The sequence below is a fragment of the Nostoc sp. genome (assembly GCF_036919595.1).
GTDB lineage: Bacteria > Cyanobacteriota > Cyanobacteriia > Cyanobacteriales > Nostocaceae > Nostoc.
Map to the genome: position 1 here is coordinate 48,465 of NZ_JBALCO010000153.1, position 14,360 is coordinate 62,824.

12 protein-coding genes and 1 pseudogene are annotated in these 14,360 nt (G+C 43.7%); 5 read left to right on the forward strand and 8 right to left on the reverse strand.

Features of this window, described 5'->3' with window-relative positions:
• Positions 1-104 precede the first annotated feature (104 nt).
• On the reverse strand, positions 105-533 hold the full coding sequence (gene psbU, locus V7K21_RS23625) for a photosystem II complex extrinsic protein PsbU (protein WP_335177611.1): 429 nt from the start codon (positions 531-533) through the stop codon (positions 105-107).
• Between the two features lie 498 nt (positions 534-1,031).
• Positions 1,032-1,808 carry a DUF3120 domain-containing protein gene (locus V7K21_RS23630; protein ID WP_335177612.1) on the reverse strand — a complete coding sequence of 259 codons (777 nt, stop codon included), beginning with the start codon at positions 1,806-1,808 and terminating at the stop codon, positions 1,032-1,034.
• A gap of 182 nt (positions 1,809-1,990) precedes the next feature.
• Here V7K21_RS23630 and V7K21_RS23635 point away from each other — a divergent pair, with 182 nt between their 5' ends.
• The 5 genes from V7K21_RS23635 to V7K21_RS23655 all read left to right on the forward strand — a co-directional run bounded on the left by V7K21_RS23635 (position 1,991) and on the right by V7K21_RS23655 (position 9,385).
• Positions 1,991-2,908: an undecaprenyl-diphosphate phosphatase gene (locus tag V7K21_RS23635; protein WP_335081618.1), complete on the forward strand. Its 918-nt coding sequence runs from the start codon at positions 1,991-1,993 to the stop codon at positions 2,906-2,908.
• A gap of 79 nt (positions 2,909-2,987) precedes the next feature.
• Positions 2,988-4,328 (forward strand): TIGR03279 family radical SAM protein, encoded by a 1,341-nt coding sequence (locus tag V7K21_RS23640; protein WP_335177613.1) that lies wholly within the window; start codon positions 2,988-2,990, stop codon positions 4,326-4,328.
• 97 nt (positions 4,329-4,425) lie between these two features.
• Positions 4,426-7,209 carry a glycoside hydrolase family 10 protein gene (locus tag V7K21_RS23645; protein ID WP_335177614.1) on the forward strand — a complete coding sequence of 928 codons (2,784 nt, stop codon included), beginning with the start codon at positions 4,426-4,428 and terminating at the stop codon, positions 7,207-7,209.
• A 254-nt stretch (positions 7,210-7,463) separates the two neighbouring features.
• Positions 7,464-8,807 carry a PQQ-dependent sugar dehydrogenase gene (locus tag V7K21_RS23650; protein WP_335177615.1) on the forward strand — a complete coding sequence of 448 codons (1,344 nt, stop codon included), beginning with the start codon at positions 7,464-7,466 and terminating at the stop codon, positions 8,805-8,807.
• Positions 8,808-8,977: 170 nt separating this feature from the next.
• On the forward strand, positions 8,978-9,385 hold the full coding sequence (locus V7K21_RS23655) for a phosphomannose isomerase type II C-terminal cupin domain (protein ID WP_335177616.1): 408 nt from the start codon (positions 8,978-8,980) through the stop codon (positions 9,383-9,385).
• A gap of 137 nt (positions 9,386-9,522) precedes the next feature.
• Here the strand turns inward: V7K21_RS23655 and V7K21_RS23660 are convergent, their stop codons facing one another.
• The 6 genes and pseudogenes from V7K21_RS23660 to V7K21_RS23685 all read right to left on the reverse strand — a co-directional run.
• Positions 9,523-10,281, reverse strand: coding sequence for a HEAT repeat domain-containing protein (locus tag V7K21_RS23660; protein WP_335177617.1), 759 nt, complete (start codon positions 10,279-10,281; stop codon positions 9,523-9,525).
• A 174-nt stretch (positions 10,282-10,455) separates the two neighbouring features.
• Entirely contained in the window at positions 10,456-11,013 is a 558-nt protein-coding gene (locus V7K21_RS23665) for a GNAT family N-acetyltransferase (RefSeq protein ID WP_335177618.1), read from the reverse strand.
• A 121-nt stretch (positions 11,014-11,134) separates the two neighbouring features.
• Entirely contained in the window at positions 11,135-11,326 is a 192-nt protein-coding gene (locus V7K21_RS23670) for a hypothetical protein (RefSeq protein WP_273769310.1), read from the reverse strand.
• 105 nt (positions 11,327-11,431) lie between these two features.
• Positions 11,432-11,839, reverse strand: coding sequence for an ABC transporter permease (locus tag V7K21_RS23675; protein WP_335130476.1), 408 nt, complete (start codon positions 11,837-11,839; stop codon positions 11,432-11,434).
• Positions 11,840-11,843: 4 nt separating this feature from the next.
• Complete coding sequence (locus V7K21_RS23680; RefSeq protein ID WP_335177619.1) at positions 11,844-13,121, reverse strand: AmpG family muropeptide MFS transporter; 1,278 nt, start codon at positions 13,119-13,121, stop codon at positions 11,844-11,846.
• Positions 13,122-13,264: 143 nt separating this feature from the next.
• Positions 13,265-14,287: pseudogene (locus V7K21_RS23685) on the reverse strand (DNA phosphorothioation-associated putative methyltransferase); the annotation flags it as partial.
• Positions 14,288-14,360: the final 73 nt, after the last annotated feature.

Here is a 14,360-nt window from a genome sequence, read left to right on the forward strand (position 1 = left end):
AAATTTTACCTTGTCCTCTTTATCCCCGTCATCTCTAATAGAATAATCCCACTCCCTATAATCAGGAGTGGGCTGCTATTTGCTACATTGACTGCAAGGTGCAGTTATCTGTAGATGCCGTTGTTAAAGCGATCGTCTCCCTCGTTAAAGGCAGGCTCTAGGTCTGTCACGGTGAATTTACCGAAGTTGGCTTGCAGGGTTTCTTTTTGGCGATCGCTCAATCCTGGAAGATCCAATACATCCTCTACTTTTTGGTAGGGAGCATTTGTGATGATCTTCTTAGCCAGGGTGGGATAAAGTCCTGGATACTGTTGAAAAGCTCGGACGTTGGTATTATTCAAATCAATTTTTTTACCAAATTCCGTTCCTAGCTTCGCGTCTGCCCGATTCTGCCGCTCAATTGCCAGAACTGGGACTTGAGGAAAAGCAAAACTGTTGAAACTAGCAGCTTGGGCTATTTGAGTTGTTCCCAACCATCCCCAGCAACTAAGTAACAAACTAAACACTGTTAATAAACGCACCAATCCTTTCACGATTTTCTACCTCTTTCCATCAAACAGAAATAAAAGTTTTAAGTTAACAGGCGTCAGCGGTCATTAGTCATTAGTCAGAGCGCTAAAGACAATTGGACTTTGGACAAAATCTGATAGCTTAATTAACACAGCAGTCATCAGAAACTAATATACAGCGGATTAATATCCACAATATTTACTGTTACTGGGTTTGACTGTAGTTTTGGCAAAAATTTTCATCGTGGTCAGAGTGCCTGCATAGCTGTAATAGCCTTATATCAATGATCTCGGTAGAATCCCCAGCAAAACGAAATCTTTTCAGAGTGGCTGATTCTACCTTCCAAGCAGACACAAAACTGTCCGATGTCTAATACCGACAACCCTAGCAATAACACTTGAGGCTGATAAACTGTTATGTAATATTTCTTAACTAATTAATTATCTACAGCATCATTCTTGATGTGCCGTATAGTGGGTTGGAAAAAGTTTTGGTTTTGATATTAACCAATTTTTGAATATTTAGGCTGCGATCGCAGCTAACAAAAATAGGCTGTCTACCAAAATTGTGCTTAAAACTGCGCCACTAAAGGCATACCAGTGTCTTTGATTTCTACCTAAAGGTAAAATCCCGACTGTTAACAGCACTAAGGCGAGAATTATCGCCCAAGTTTGTCCCCAAGGTGCTTGTACTTGCATTAGGGCATTTTGTAAAATTTGTGGTGCGCCATCTGCATCTACTCTCATGATTTGCCGCCAATAGGGCATCAAGTCTGCTAGATAAAAATATACATCTGTTAAAACTGTACCGAGTAAAGAACCTAAATAAAACCAGCTACCTACCTTACCCCAATTCTTCGCCAGACACCAGCAAGCAAGCGGTAAGCCTATAGATTCTACTGGCAGATGCCAAAAAGGTTCCCAACGTAACCAGCCCCAGTAAATCGCTCCTGCTAACCAACTCCAGCTAAATCCTAAGAGCAAATCTCCCCAGACATAAGTTGCAGTCCGTGACATTAAGGTAAAACTTAGCCACACCCAAAACGCTGTCAGCGCTAAACTTAAACTTGGTAGCGATCGCACTATAGGCGCTTCTACAAATACTGGTACTGTTACCAAAAACACCGCCGCCGCAAACACTAACCAGGTTTGTCGGGCAGAAATAGATAAGGAAAGAGAGGGAGAGGAGAGTGTAGATTCCAATTGCCTGATCCCCTTCTGCCCAAGATCAGCCAAATCCAACTCGGTATCAATAGAAGGGGTAGAAACAGTGTAGGAGGACAGTGTATTATTTATCAAAGTTTTTAATATTTGTTACTAAACTTTATCTTACTTAAGATATCACATCTAAAAATCCCCCCTATGGGGATTTTGATTGGATCTAATTTTATCAAGGTTGGATGTCACCCGGAAAAACTGAGTACAACAACGTAAAGTTGGATAATTCGTAAAAGTACGCATCCATTTTAGGAGTCTAGTTAATGGTGACAACCTTAGAAGCGGGCGGGATGAATTTACTCTTCTGGCAACTGTTACAGGTGGGAGGATCGGCAACTGAAGTTAACTTGATACAGCAACTGCTTGAGGCATTTATTCTGGGGATTGTACAAGGCATCACGGAATTTCTGCCCATTAGCAGTACTGCTCATCTACAAGTGTTCACCAATGCGTTCCACTGGGAAGAATTGGGGTCAAAAGCTTTTCTAGCGACGATTCAATTTGGCAGTGTGATTGCTGTCTTAATCTATTTTCGATTAATTATTGCTCAAGTTTTAACTGGAGGCTGGGCGGCTTTTCAAGAAAAAGACTGGCAGCGAGAAGAATGGAGATTATTGGTAGGAATAGCAATAGGAACCTTGCCTGCTCTAGTCGGGGGATTTCTGCTGAAGAAGGCACTAAATAATGAAAATTCCGGGATTAACAGCATGACCACCATAGCTGTGGCTTCTATTGTGATGGCACTCTTATTAGGTGCATCTGAAAAATTAGGCAGTCGCAAGCGAGATTTTAAAGACATAACCATTCTAGATGGACTGCTGATCGGATTAGGTCAGATGCTGGCTTTAGTACCGGGTGCGTCTCGTTCTGGCTCAACTTTAACAACCGCCTTATTTCTGGGGCTGGAGAGGCAGACAGCAGCAAGATTTTCTTTTCTCTTAGGAATTCCCACCTTGACTATTGCCACCTTATATGAATTTTTTAAAGAAGCACTGGGCAAAATTGACTTGCTAGTGGTAGCAGTAGGGACATTATCAGCGTTTGCATTTTCTTATTTCTCGATCGCCTGGTTGTTGCGATATCTTCAAACTAAGAACACATGGATATTTGTCTGGTATCGTTTGGCATTTGGAGCGGTAATCCTCAGTGCGATCGCGGCTAAATTGTTGAAAAATAGTTAATACTCATTGGTCATTTGTCATTTGTGATTTCTCCAAACCAGACGATGAATGCCCAATGATGCCACTTGCTCAATGCCCTATGACTACAATTCATCCTGCCCGAATTACCAAAGTTCTTCCAGACTCAATAGCCGCAGAGATTGGCTTTGAGGCTGGGGATGTGATCGTTGCAATCAATGGTACACGTCCCCGCGATTTAATTGATTATCAGTTTTTGTGTGCTGATGAAGTTTTGGAATTAGAAGTTTTAGATGCTACAGGTAAAACTCATAGCCTGGAAATCGAAAAAGATTACGACCAAGACCTGGGGCTAGAATTTGAAACTGCCCTATTTGATGGCTTAATTCAGTGCAATAATCGCTGTCCATTTTGCTTTATCGACCAACAGCCACCAGGTAAGCGCACCAGCTTGTACTTGAAAGACGATGATTACCGTCTGAGCTTCTTGTACGGCTCTTATCTTACCTTAACTAATTTGCCAGAAAGAGAATGGCAGCGAATTGAGCAAATGCGCTTGTCTCCGTTGTATGTTTCTGTTCACGCGACGGAGGCTGATGTGAGAATTCGACTGCTAAAAAATCCGCGTGCGGGACAAATTTTGCAACAACTCAAGTGGTTTCAAAAAAGACGACTACAAATTCATGCTCAAGTAGTTGTTTGTCCTGGTATAAATGATGGCAAACATCTGGAACAAACTCTCAAAGATTTAACGTCCTTTCATACTGGTGAAGTGCCTGCGGTGGCATCGGTGGCAGTTGTGCCAGTTGGGTTGACACGGTTTCGTCCTTCAGAAGACGAACTCACACCCGTAACTAAGGAAAAAGCAAAAGAAGTGATTTCCCAAGTGCAAAGACTCTCGCGGCAATTTCGTCAACAATTCGCCTCCAACGTTGTTTGGTTAGCCGATGAGTGGTTTTTGATTGCAGGTGAGGAATTACCCAGCGAATCTGAATATGAAGAATATCCCCAAATTGATAATGGAGTTGGTTCGATTCAATTATTTCTCAAACAATTTGCCACCGTTGCAGCAGAATTACTCCCGCGAAAAGTATATCCTCAAAGAAAATTCACTTGGGTAGTGGGCAACGCCGTAGAAAAAGCATTTCAACCCATTTTGAAACGCTTAAATTTTGTTGAAGGTTTAGAAGTCAATATGCGTGCTTTATGTAGTGATTATTGGGGACAAACTATCAGTGTAACAGGATTACTAACTGGTCATGATTTGCTTTTAAATTTAGAAGGACAAGATTTAGGTAATGGGATTTTACTACCGAATGTCATGTTAAAAAATGGTGAATTAGTGTTTTTAGATGATATGACTATTGAGGAATTAGCTGGACAACTAAATACCAAAGTTTTTCCAGTAGCAGGAGTTGAAGATTTAATCAAAACATGTATTTTCAATTCTGTTCAGCTTTAATTATAAAAGTTCAGTTGTTTTTCGGAGGTAATTTCTTGTTATGTTAGATGATAAATAAGAAGTAATGCATAATAACTAATCCATTCAGGAGTCAGTAGTGAAGAATCGGGAAAAGTATCATGAAAAGGCTAATTTACAAATAAAAAAAGCCGGATTCTTCATTTTAAGTTTTAATATTTTAATCTTGAATAGTTTTAGTATTTTGCCAGTAACGGCAGCGACTGAAGAACCTATATTGAGCGTAGTCCATAGCCAAGAAAATGCAAATCAATGGACAGGGATAACTGACCGCTTACAGGCAATAGGGGTGAAATATTGTGTAATTCCCCTAACTGATGTCAAGAGTGTGGCAGATTGGGGCGATCGCCGGGTATTATTTTTGCCAAATGTTGAGACATTAACACCAACCCAAGCGATCGCTCTCGAAGAATGGATGAGTAAAGGAGGGCGCTTGATTGCTAGTGGCCCCGTAGGTAGTCTATCAGCGCCAGGAGTGCGGCAGTTATTGCGATCGCTTTTGGGAGGTTATTGGGGATTCAGCCTCAGTGACACAGAACAGATCAAACCCACAAAAACCAATATCCCTGAATGGGCAAATCAAACTCAACTCTTTGGCAAAGTCCGCGGCGGCGTTGTGATTCCTAATGATATGGGCACTGAATCTGCTGCTGTTTGGAATTCCAAAGATAATCCTGCTGCTGTAGTGACAACTGAGCGTTCCACCCTTTTGGGCTGGCGCTGGGGAACAGATGCAGCCTCAGCAGCTGACTTAGATAATGCCTGGTTAAAAGCTGCTCTCAATCACTATTTGACAGCGCTACCACCATCGAATCGCATGAAAAAAATAGCAGGAGGTTCCCAAAACTGTTCTACAACGGTGGCGGCTGCGCCAAGGGAGCAAGGGGGCAGAGGGGCAGGGGCGCAGGGGGGCAGTTCATCTCCCACTCCTCCTAAAACTGCCACTGCTCCCATCCCTAGAGCGCTGACTACAGTCAAACCTTCAAATTCTGAGGCTATTGACCAGTTGGAACAAGCGGTGCGTCTAGATGTTGCACCTAACTCCAATGAGCCGATTGACAACAATGAAGCGATCGCTCTCCAGCAAGAGCTAGAAAATCTAATTGGTCGGGTGGAAAGCGCTAATTTAGCGGTGTCAGCTGATGCAGCTAATGAAGGTGTTGCGATATCTGACGACAAGCAGTCCTCTAGGCATCTGGATACCTATACCCCCCAACCTCTCAAGCAGCAGCCAACACAATTGGCCTCAACTAAATTGGGGGGACTAGGTATAAGTAAAGACCAAGCCTTAGTACAGGTAAGAGTAATTGCCAAAAACTTACCCCAATTGATTGCCCAAAAAAACTATGCTCTAGCTCGTCAGCAGTGGCTGGTAGCGAAGACGATTTTGTGGCAGCAGTTTCCCGTTGATCAAAGGCTGGCTCAACCAGAAATCAGAGCAGTTTGGTTAGATCGGGGGACAATTGTCCGTGCTGGTAACAAGGCGGGACTAGCCCAGATTTTTGATCGCCTAGCCCAAGCTGGGATTAATACCGTTTTCTTTGAAACTGTTAATGCTGGCTATACCATTTATCCGAGCCAAGTGGCAAAAGAGCAAAACCCATTAATTCGTGGATGGGACCCATTAGCAGATGCGGTGAAATTAGCCCATGAGCGAGACATGGAATTACACGCTTGGGTTTGGACTTTTGCTGCTGGTAACCAACGGCACAATCAGATTATCAACGTTAATCTTGATTATCCAGGGCCAGTACTGGCGGCTCATCCTGATTGGGCAAACTACGATAATCTTGGCAACATGATTCCCCTTGGTCAGACTAAGCCATTCTTTGACCCAGCCAACCCCGAAGTGCGGCAGTACTTACTCAAGCTGTACGAGGAAATCGTTACTCGCTATGACGTGGATGGTCTGCAGCTAGACTACATTCGCTACCCCTTTCAAGACCCATCAGCAGGTCGAACCTACGGCTATGGCAAAGCTGCAAGAGCGCAGTTTCAGCAACTTACTGGTGTAGATCCGATAAATATTTCCCCCAGCCAACCAGACTTGTGGCAAAAGTGGACGACATTTCGCACCGAGCAAGTTGATAGCTTTGTTGCCCAAGTTTCACAGCAGTTGCGACAAAAACGACCGAATTTGATTTTGTCGGTTGCAGTATTTCCGCTGCCAGAACTAGAGCGGATTCAGAAAATTCAACAAAACTGGGAAATTTGGGCAAGGCGGGGAGATGTAGATTTAATCGTTCCGATGACTTATGCTCTGGATACTTCGCGCTTCCAACGACTAGCCCAACCCTGGATCGCCTCTAAACAATTGGGAGCTACATTGTTAGTGCCGGGAATTCGCTTACTTTCTTTGTCAACAATTGGAGCATTCGATCAACTCCAGTTGGTAAGGGACTTGCCAGTTAGTGGTTACGCACTTTTTGCCGCAGAGAATTTTAACAACGAGCTACAAAAACTCTTTATTAGCACCCAAGGTAAGGTTCAATCCACAACAAGTGAACCGATTCCTCACCGCCAGCCTTTTCAAACTGCCGCCATCCGTTACACCGCGCTGCAACGGGAATGGAAATTTGTTTTCCAAAATCACCAACTACAAAAGACTACTCAGACAATATCAGATTTTAACAATCAAGCAGAAGTTTTACGCAGTGCTTTAAATCAGCTTGCCGTTTCCCCTTCTGCTAGTAAGTTAGTAGTGGCGAGAGCCTCTCTAACTCGGTTCCAGTCTCAATTTCGGGTATTGATGAGCCAAGAGCTTAAGTCAAACTCCTATCAAGTCAAAGTTTGGGAAAATCGGCTTGTAACTATAGAAAGGCTATTGCGCTATGGGGAACGGCGGGTGCAGTTGCGTCCTTAGTGAAGAGGCAAGTTTAGGACTTACGCACCCTTTACGATTCTTCGCGCTCTTCTCTAACGAGACGCTACGCGTTGGCAAAAGCCTCTCGCAGAGATGGCGGTAGCCTGCGGCAAGCCACTACGTGCCTACAATAAATTAGGCTTTTTGGCGATTTTTGCGTAAGTTGATTAACTAAGAAAAATCGGACTTTAGAATGGCGACAATTATTAAGTATCAAGTCTAGAGTAGGAAAATTGTATATAGTATCTGCAATCATGAAACTCTCTGGGCGTTTCTTGCTGCCAGTTTTTTTACTGACCTTTGCAGTAGCCTGTAACCAAACTCGCGCCTCCTTAGATAATCGCACGTCGCAAGCATCTGTACCTTCTGCCCAACTGACACAGAATCCTACACAGCCCAAAAATCTTGTCCGAACTGAAGCACTTTCACCCACACCCATCCGGATCAATCTGAAGAATCTACCAGCACCCTTCGCAACAGAAAGTGCCTCGAAGCGACCTGAGGTTGTGCCCATTCCGCAAAATCCGGTGCTGCGCGTGCCACCAGGCTTTACAGTTAACGTCTTTGCCGAAGGTCTAGATGCCCCACGCTGGCTAGCTTTAACCCCCAGTGGTGATGTCTTAGTGACTGAAACCGAGCAGAATCGGATTCGTCTGTTGCGTGACAGCAATGGTGACGGCGTAGCCGATGTTCGAGAAACCTTTGCTAGTAGGGACAACGGACTCAATAGACCCTTTGGGATGGCTTTTGCAGGTAATTCCTTTTTTCTAGGGAACACAGACGCTGTGGTGCGTTTTCCCTATACTCAAGGTCAGAACAAGATTACAGGTAAGGGAAAAAAAATCGCCAACTTGCCTGCTAAAGGTTATAACAACCATTGGACGCGCAATGTCGTTGTCTCGCCTGATGGCAAGAAATTATATGTTTCAGTTGGTTCAGGAACCAATGTGGATGAAGAACCCCTACCACGGGCTTCGATACAGGTGATGAATTTAGATGGTTCCCAGCAGCAGACTTTCGCTTCCGGCTTGCGTAATCCTGTGGGGTTGGACTTTCACCCGATCACTAAGCAACTTTACGCCACTGTTAACGAACGGGATGGAATCGGTGATGACTTGGTTCCAGACTATCTGACACGCCTTCAAAAGGGGAAATTTTACGGCTGGCCCTATGCCTATCTGACGCCAAACAACCTTGATCCTCGTCAAAAAACAGATGGTAAAAGTAAACGCCCCGATTTAGCAGCCCGTACCCAAACGCCAGATGTGCTGTTTCAGGCGCACTCAGCAGCATTGGGTTTGCAGTTTTATGATGGTCAAACGTTTCCAAAAAAATACCGCAACGGTGCTTTTGCTGCTTTTCGTGGTTCTTGGAACCGCGATCGCGGTACCGGTTATAAAATTGTATTTGTTCCCTTCGATGCTAAAGGGCGATCGCAAGGCTACTACGAAGATTTTCTCACAGGATTTTTGCTAAATCCTTCTGTACCAACCACTTGGGGACGACCTGTAGGTTTACTCGTGTTGCCAGATGGCAGTCTACTACTAACAGAAGAAGTTAATAATCGGATTTATAGAATTCAGTATACGGGGAGTTAAACAATTCAAAATTTACGCATTCAAAAATTCAGGAGTAATATCTCTTATCTGGGGGCAACTTAGAGCAGTTGTCATCAATAGAGATGCTGTGACCATTTCCTTCGCAGGTTTATTGCCTTTACGCTAGATTACTTAAAAATACTCATAATCATCTGGTTGAGAAATTAATTATGGCTCAGAATGAAAATAATACTCAGTCAAATATCAGCGAATTCTCTCCCCATTCAGGTACACGATACTGGGGTGAGGTGGAGGTGATTGAGGAGGGAGAAACCTATAGAATTAGTCGTGTTGAAATCAAGCCCAGGCACGGCATTAAACCACAAATCCATTATCACCGTAATGAACATTGGGTTGTAGTCTCCGGTGTAGCCAAGGTGACTTGTGGCGATGCGGAAATATTACTGAATCGAAATGAGTCAACTTATGTCCCTGCTGCAACACTACATAAAGTAGAAAATCCTGGACATATTCCGCTAGTTATTCTGGAAATTCAAAATGGTGAGTATTTGGGTGAAGATGATACTGAGCGTCCTTATGACTTAAATTTGGTCAAGTCTGGAGTTGAAGGTCAGTAATAATTTCAGATTTTAAACTTTCCTGCGGAACGCTACGCGAATGGCTACGCTCAGTCGAACGATTTTGGATTAAAGAATTGAAATTTAATCCAAAATTGTCAATTCCATTATCCAAAATTGAATTGCCCAATGCCCAATCAAAACCACCCTTCTTGTTCCAGGGTTTCAATCAGCTGCAAGCCACGGGGATCACCCACTCCTAACAGTGAGGCTTTTGCGTCTTCCCGGACTCCCAAATCTTGGTCTTCAGCAAAGGCTTGAATTAGGGCATCGATCGCTGTGGCATAAACTACATTAGAAGGGAGTTCGCGGCACAGTTGACCAATTGCCCAAGCACTGTTACTCCGCACTGCTGCCACGCGATCTTGGACTAAGGCTTCAATTAATGGTGGCATTGCGCCTATAACTGCTTCATAACCCACTTCTGCCATCTGTGCTAAGGCGCTAGCAGCCCACAAACGCACTGCGGAGATGTCAGTTCTTAAGGCGTCTGCTAGGGGCCGTAAAGAACGGCGATCGCGACAGTTTCCTAAAGCCCAAACAACGCCTTTACGCACATAGCCATTCCAATCATTGTTTAGTTGAGCAATTAACGGACTCACTGCCTCCGAACTAGGATTGCGTCCAAGGCCGTAGGCTGCACTCACCCGCACTAAGGGGCAGGTATCAGTTAACAGGCAAATCAGATGGGGGATAGCACGCGCATCTTCAATATCAGAAAAAGCACGCGCCGCTAACATTCGTTGCTGGGGCTGGGGATTTGTCAGCAGGGCTAGTATCACTTCTGGATCAGGCTTCGCCACAACTGATTCGGTAGTTAGCGGCTCTATTTTATCTAAGGGGCTTTCTAGTTCCTGCTCAATATCAAGTAGGCTTAGATCGTCTTCGTCATACATAATTTCATTTGAATCCCTTTTTGGGATTAACACATAACGCGATGTGCCAAGAAGTTAAAGCCTTATATATATTAGTTGCGTTATTATCCACTTTCCATTCTCCCTCGTTGAGCTTTATCCAAACGAGAACCCTTATAACTCAGACGCTAAAGGATGTGATTGCTATCCTCTAGTTTATTTTTCTGCACTCAGGAATTTTACCATCCACAGGGATTGGGTTTGATAACCTAACTGATTGTAAAGATTTAATGCGGGTTTGTTGGATTGAAACACTTGCAATCCAATCTGGCGATCGCCTCTTTGAATAGCCCAATTTTCCACATATCGCATTAAGGCTGTACCAATACCTCGCCGCCGATGTTCTGGCACAACGTAGAGGATAAAGATATGAGCATGACGATTACCCTGCACTTGATCTATGGCATTGCCTACCCAAAGGCAGGCTATAGGGTAAGTGGAAGTTAGGGGGGCTGGGGAAGCCGGTGGGGAAGAAGAATCATTGTTCAGTAACTCTTCTCTCCCCCTGCTCCCCCTGATTCCCCCGCTCTCTTCTTCGACCCACCACAAGGGCGTATCACTAGAAAAGTATTGCTTAACTGTTTGTTCTAGGTGAGAAAAATCCTCATTGGGAAAAATATCCTGGTAAGTTTGCTGCATGAATTTAAGCAGCAGCGCCTGATCCAAAGCGGAGCCACGGCGAATAATATATCCCGGTAGTAGTTGCTCAGACACTGCTGATGTTTATTGTACTTAGGGACTGACAAAAAATAAATTATCCAAAATTATTTGTACATATGTAGGGGATCTTGGTCTTGCGCCCCTACGATGGGATGTTTTTTTTACTGGAAGTCCCTTAGCTAGCTGAATTATATGCTGCTGGTGGCAAATTAGCAGGAGTCGGTTGAGAACTTATCCCCACTTCTTCAATTGGTGCAGGTGCTGCCATATCAGAGGGTAAAAAGATCCGGGCGCTGACTGCCACTAGGGCAAAGAAAAATACTAATACTGCAAGCAAGGGGGCGATGTACTGACGAAATATAGCCATATTTAGATTGTAAACAAGCTTGTAACTTTTATGAGAACCTAGCTAAAGATTTGTGAAGTATTCTTGATTTATTTTAGCGATTTTCCGGGCAGAGAAAATAACAGATTATCGGCTATCGCGCTCCAAGTCATCAAGAACTCTTTCGCAGTACCAATTCTCTGGCATCCCAGGATAGGTCTCCTTTGCCTGTTCAATTAACCTTTCGGCAGCGACGGTATCACCGGATAACTTAGCAATTAGCCTGTTTTTGAGATAGCTATCAGATGAACCCTCCTCTACCTGGTTTGGTATCCTTTCATTTATAGTTGATGGCCGGGACTGCTCTCTTCGCAACTGCCAAAATAAAACGTAATAAAGTGTACCAAAAATTAAAATTAGGCTGAGTGTTCCAAAAAAAGTTAGGAGGTTAAATGCTAGAAATCCCAGAACTAACTGCGAGAGAACATAGCCAAGTAATAAACCAGTGAGTAAGAGGATAAATGTGCCGACAGCAATAACTACTTGATTCCCCATATATCTATTCTTCCTCAAATCCTGGTCTGGATAATACTACCACTGGCTTTTGATTCCAAGGGGCAAAGAATGGCAATAATAGTAATCCCGGCAAAGCAGCTATTGCTGTCAGTAGAAAGAATGTAGACCAGCCGGTGGCTTGTGCCCATGTACCTGCTGGAGCCGTGAGAATATCTCTACTAAAAGCCTGTAAGCTGGAAAGTAAGGCGTACTGTGTAGCTGAAAAGCTTTGGTTACAAAGACTCATCAAAAACGCTACAAAAGCAGCAGTTTCTAGACCAGCACAAAATTGTTCTATATTAACGGCAGCTAACATTAGATAGAAGTTTTTACCGACTACTGCCAACGCGAAGAAAGCCAAGTTGCCGACAGCTTGCAGGATGGCGAATATCCAGAGCGAGCGATTAACACCAATTTTGGTCATTATTGCTCCTGCTGCCAAGGTGCCAATAATAGTGGCAAAAATTCCCAATGCACCAGGAAATGCTATGTCGGTTTGACTGAAATGTAAGCCTTTATCTAACAAAAATGGAGTGGATACATTCTTCAGTAAAGAATCCCCCAACTTGTAAATCACAATGAATATCAGGATTAAAAGTGCTTGTAGCCAGCCATGACGCTGGAAAAATTCAATGAAGGGTAATTGGACAGCGGCAGATAAAGTCTGAGGCGGGCGATCGCGTAGGACTGGTTCTGGTGCAAAAATAGAACTTACCACGCCTACAAGCATCAACAGCGACATCAACAAGTAAACAGCTTGCCAAGGCATTCTGTCTGCCAAAAATAGGGTAACGTAACCGGTTACTAAAATGGCAATGCGATAACCCAATAAGTAAATAGATGCTCCCGCACCTCTTTCTTGTACTTCCACTACATCAGTGCGGTAAGCATCAACTAAAATGTCTTGGCTGGCGCTAAAAAAAGCAACGGTCACAGCAGCAATTATTAAAGGTTGTAGCCCTTGGGATGGGTTTTGTAGAGCCATTGCAGCTATACTTAACAGTAATGCTACTTGTATAATTACTAACCAACCTCGCCGTCGTCCCAAAAAAGGCGGTACAAATCTATCTAGTAAAGGCGACCAGAGAAATTTTAAAGAATAGGGGAGCTTTACTAAACTAAAAGCAGCGATCGCTGCCAAGCTGATTCCTTCTTTGGTCAACCATGCTTGTAATGTTTGACTGGTTAAATATAACGGCAACCCTGATGAAAAGCCAAGAAATAACAAAGCTCCCATCTTCGGGCTGCCAAAAATTCGTAGCAGCGATTTATTTACTTCCACAATCTCGAAGATTCCTTTTTATTTAATTGAATTGCAGTTATCTTGCCATAACTACTGTCTAATTTCGTGTAAGCACACAAACCTGCTAAGATTTACTTTATTTAAGATACATATCAGCAATACTCTAACAGTGTGATTATTCCTTAATTTTCCTTAATTGAATAAACCTGATGTGCCCTGATTTCTACTCTGTGTGCGGCGAGGGATTTTTCCCAACCTTCACGCGTACCAATGTTGCTTTTTTGGTTAAGCAGCCCTAATTCCTGTTCTTGTTGGGTAAGTTGAGCAAATTCTTCGTAGGCAGGGTAGTAGCTGGTAACAAATGTTTCCTTCCTATGCAAAATTGGCGGATTTTCCCTAGTTGCATAGTCTCGGTGAGTGACAACTAGGGTTTTTAAGTCAATAGTTATACTAGCTTTTAACGCTGGATGGGGGTTAGTGTCGAACTCAGGGTAACACAGGTAGGATATTTGCGGCTTATCAGTGTGATATTTGATTAATGTGGCTTCATCGACACGCCCAATGGTACGGCTAGCGCAACCTTCACAAATTCGGAGTATGGGGTCAAGTGCAGCAAGTGCCGAAACATGGATGTAAAGGGCACCGCGCGTATGTTTACCAATTTTGCTTTTTTCGCAAGCAGTTTGGATCACCCCAGGTTTGCCTAAGCTGAAAAGTTTTTGGTCGGCTACTTGACAAGCTTCTTCATAGCTACTAAAAAAGGCTTTGATATCGTGACGCATTTCTGGCGCTAGCTTCTGCCATGCAGGACGTTTATCAAAGTGGGTGAGCGCGAGATAAACTTGGATATCCAAAGAACGACGGTAAGCGATCGCATCCCATTCTGCTTCATCAGTAGCTTGTAAAACTACACCGAAAGCGCGGCGGAAGTTGCCAAATTCGCTCAGTAATTCCTGTTCATTTTCCAATTCGCCTTTGGCTGGTAGTCTACCGCGCTTGGTAAAAAAAGCCATGAGTGGTTGCAGCTGTTCTTGGTAGTCTTCAAACCGCTTAGTGGGGATGCGGACTCGCGGTGTAGAAGTGGTAGAAAAGAAGCGAATAGCTTTGTAACTCTCTTTTTCGGCTTCATCTCGAAAAACAAAGTAAACGCCTAGCGCTATTGGTACTGCATCTACATTTAGCACCTGTTCATCAACCTGACTTTTCCCGTTAAGTCTCTTTTGCAAGCTGCCAACCCTCACAGAGATCGTGTAATTTTAACCAACCTCGCCACAGTAC

Excerpts from the sequence above, each read along its gene's own strand:
- V7K21_RS23635 (WP_335081618.1), top strand. The coding sequence starts at position 1,991 with ATGGTGACAACCTTAGAAGCGGGCGGGATGAATTTACTCTTCTGGCAA.
- V7K21_RS23640 (WP_335177613.1), top strand. The coding sequence starts at position 2,988 with ATGACTACAATTCATCCTGCCCGAATTACCAAAGTTCTTCCAGACTCA.
- V7K21_RS23650 (WP_335177615.1), top strand. The coding sequence starts at position 7,464 with ATGAAACTCTCTGGGCGTTTCTTGCTGCCAGTTTTTTTACTGACCTTT.
- V7K21_RS23655 (WP_335177616.1), top strand. The coding sequence starts at position 8,978 with ATGGCTCAGAATGAAAATAATACTCAGTCAAATATCAGCGAATTCTCT.
- V7K21_RS23660 (WP_335177617.1), bottom strand. The coding sequence starts at position 10,281 with ATGTATGACGAAGACGATCTAAGCCTACTTGATATTGAGCAGGAACTA.
- V7K21_RS23670 (WP_273769310.1), bottom strand. The coding sequence starts at position 11,326 with ATGGCTATATTTCGTCAGTACATCGCCCCCTTGCTTGCAGTATTAGTA.
- V7K21_RS23675 (WP_335130476.1), bottom strand. The coding sequence starts at position 11,839 with ATGGGGAATCAAGTAGTTATTGCTGTCGGCACATTTATCCTCTTACTC.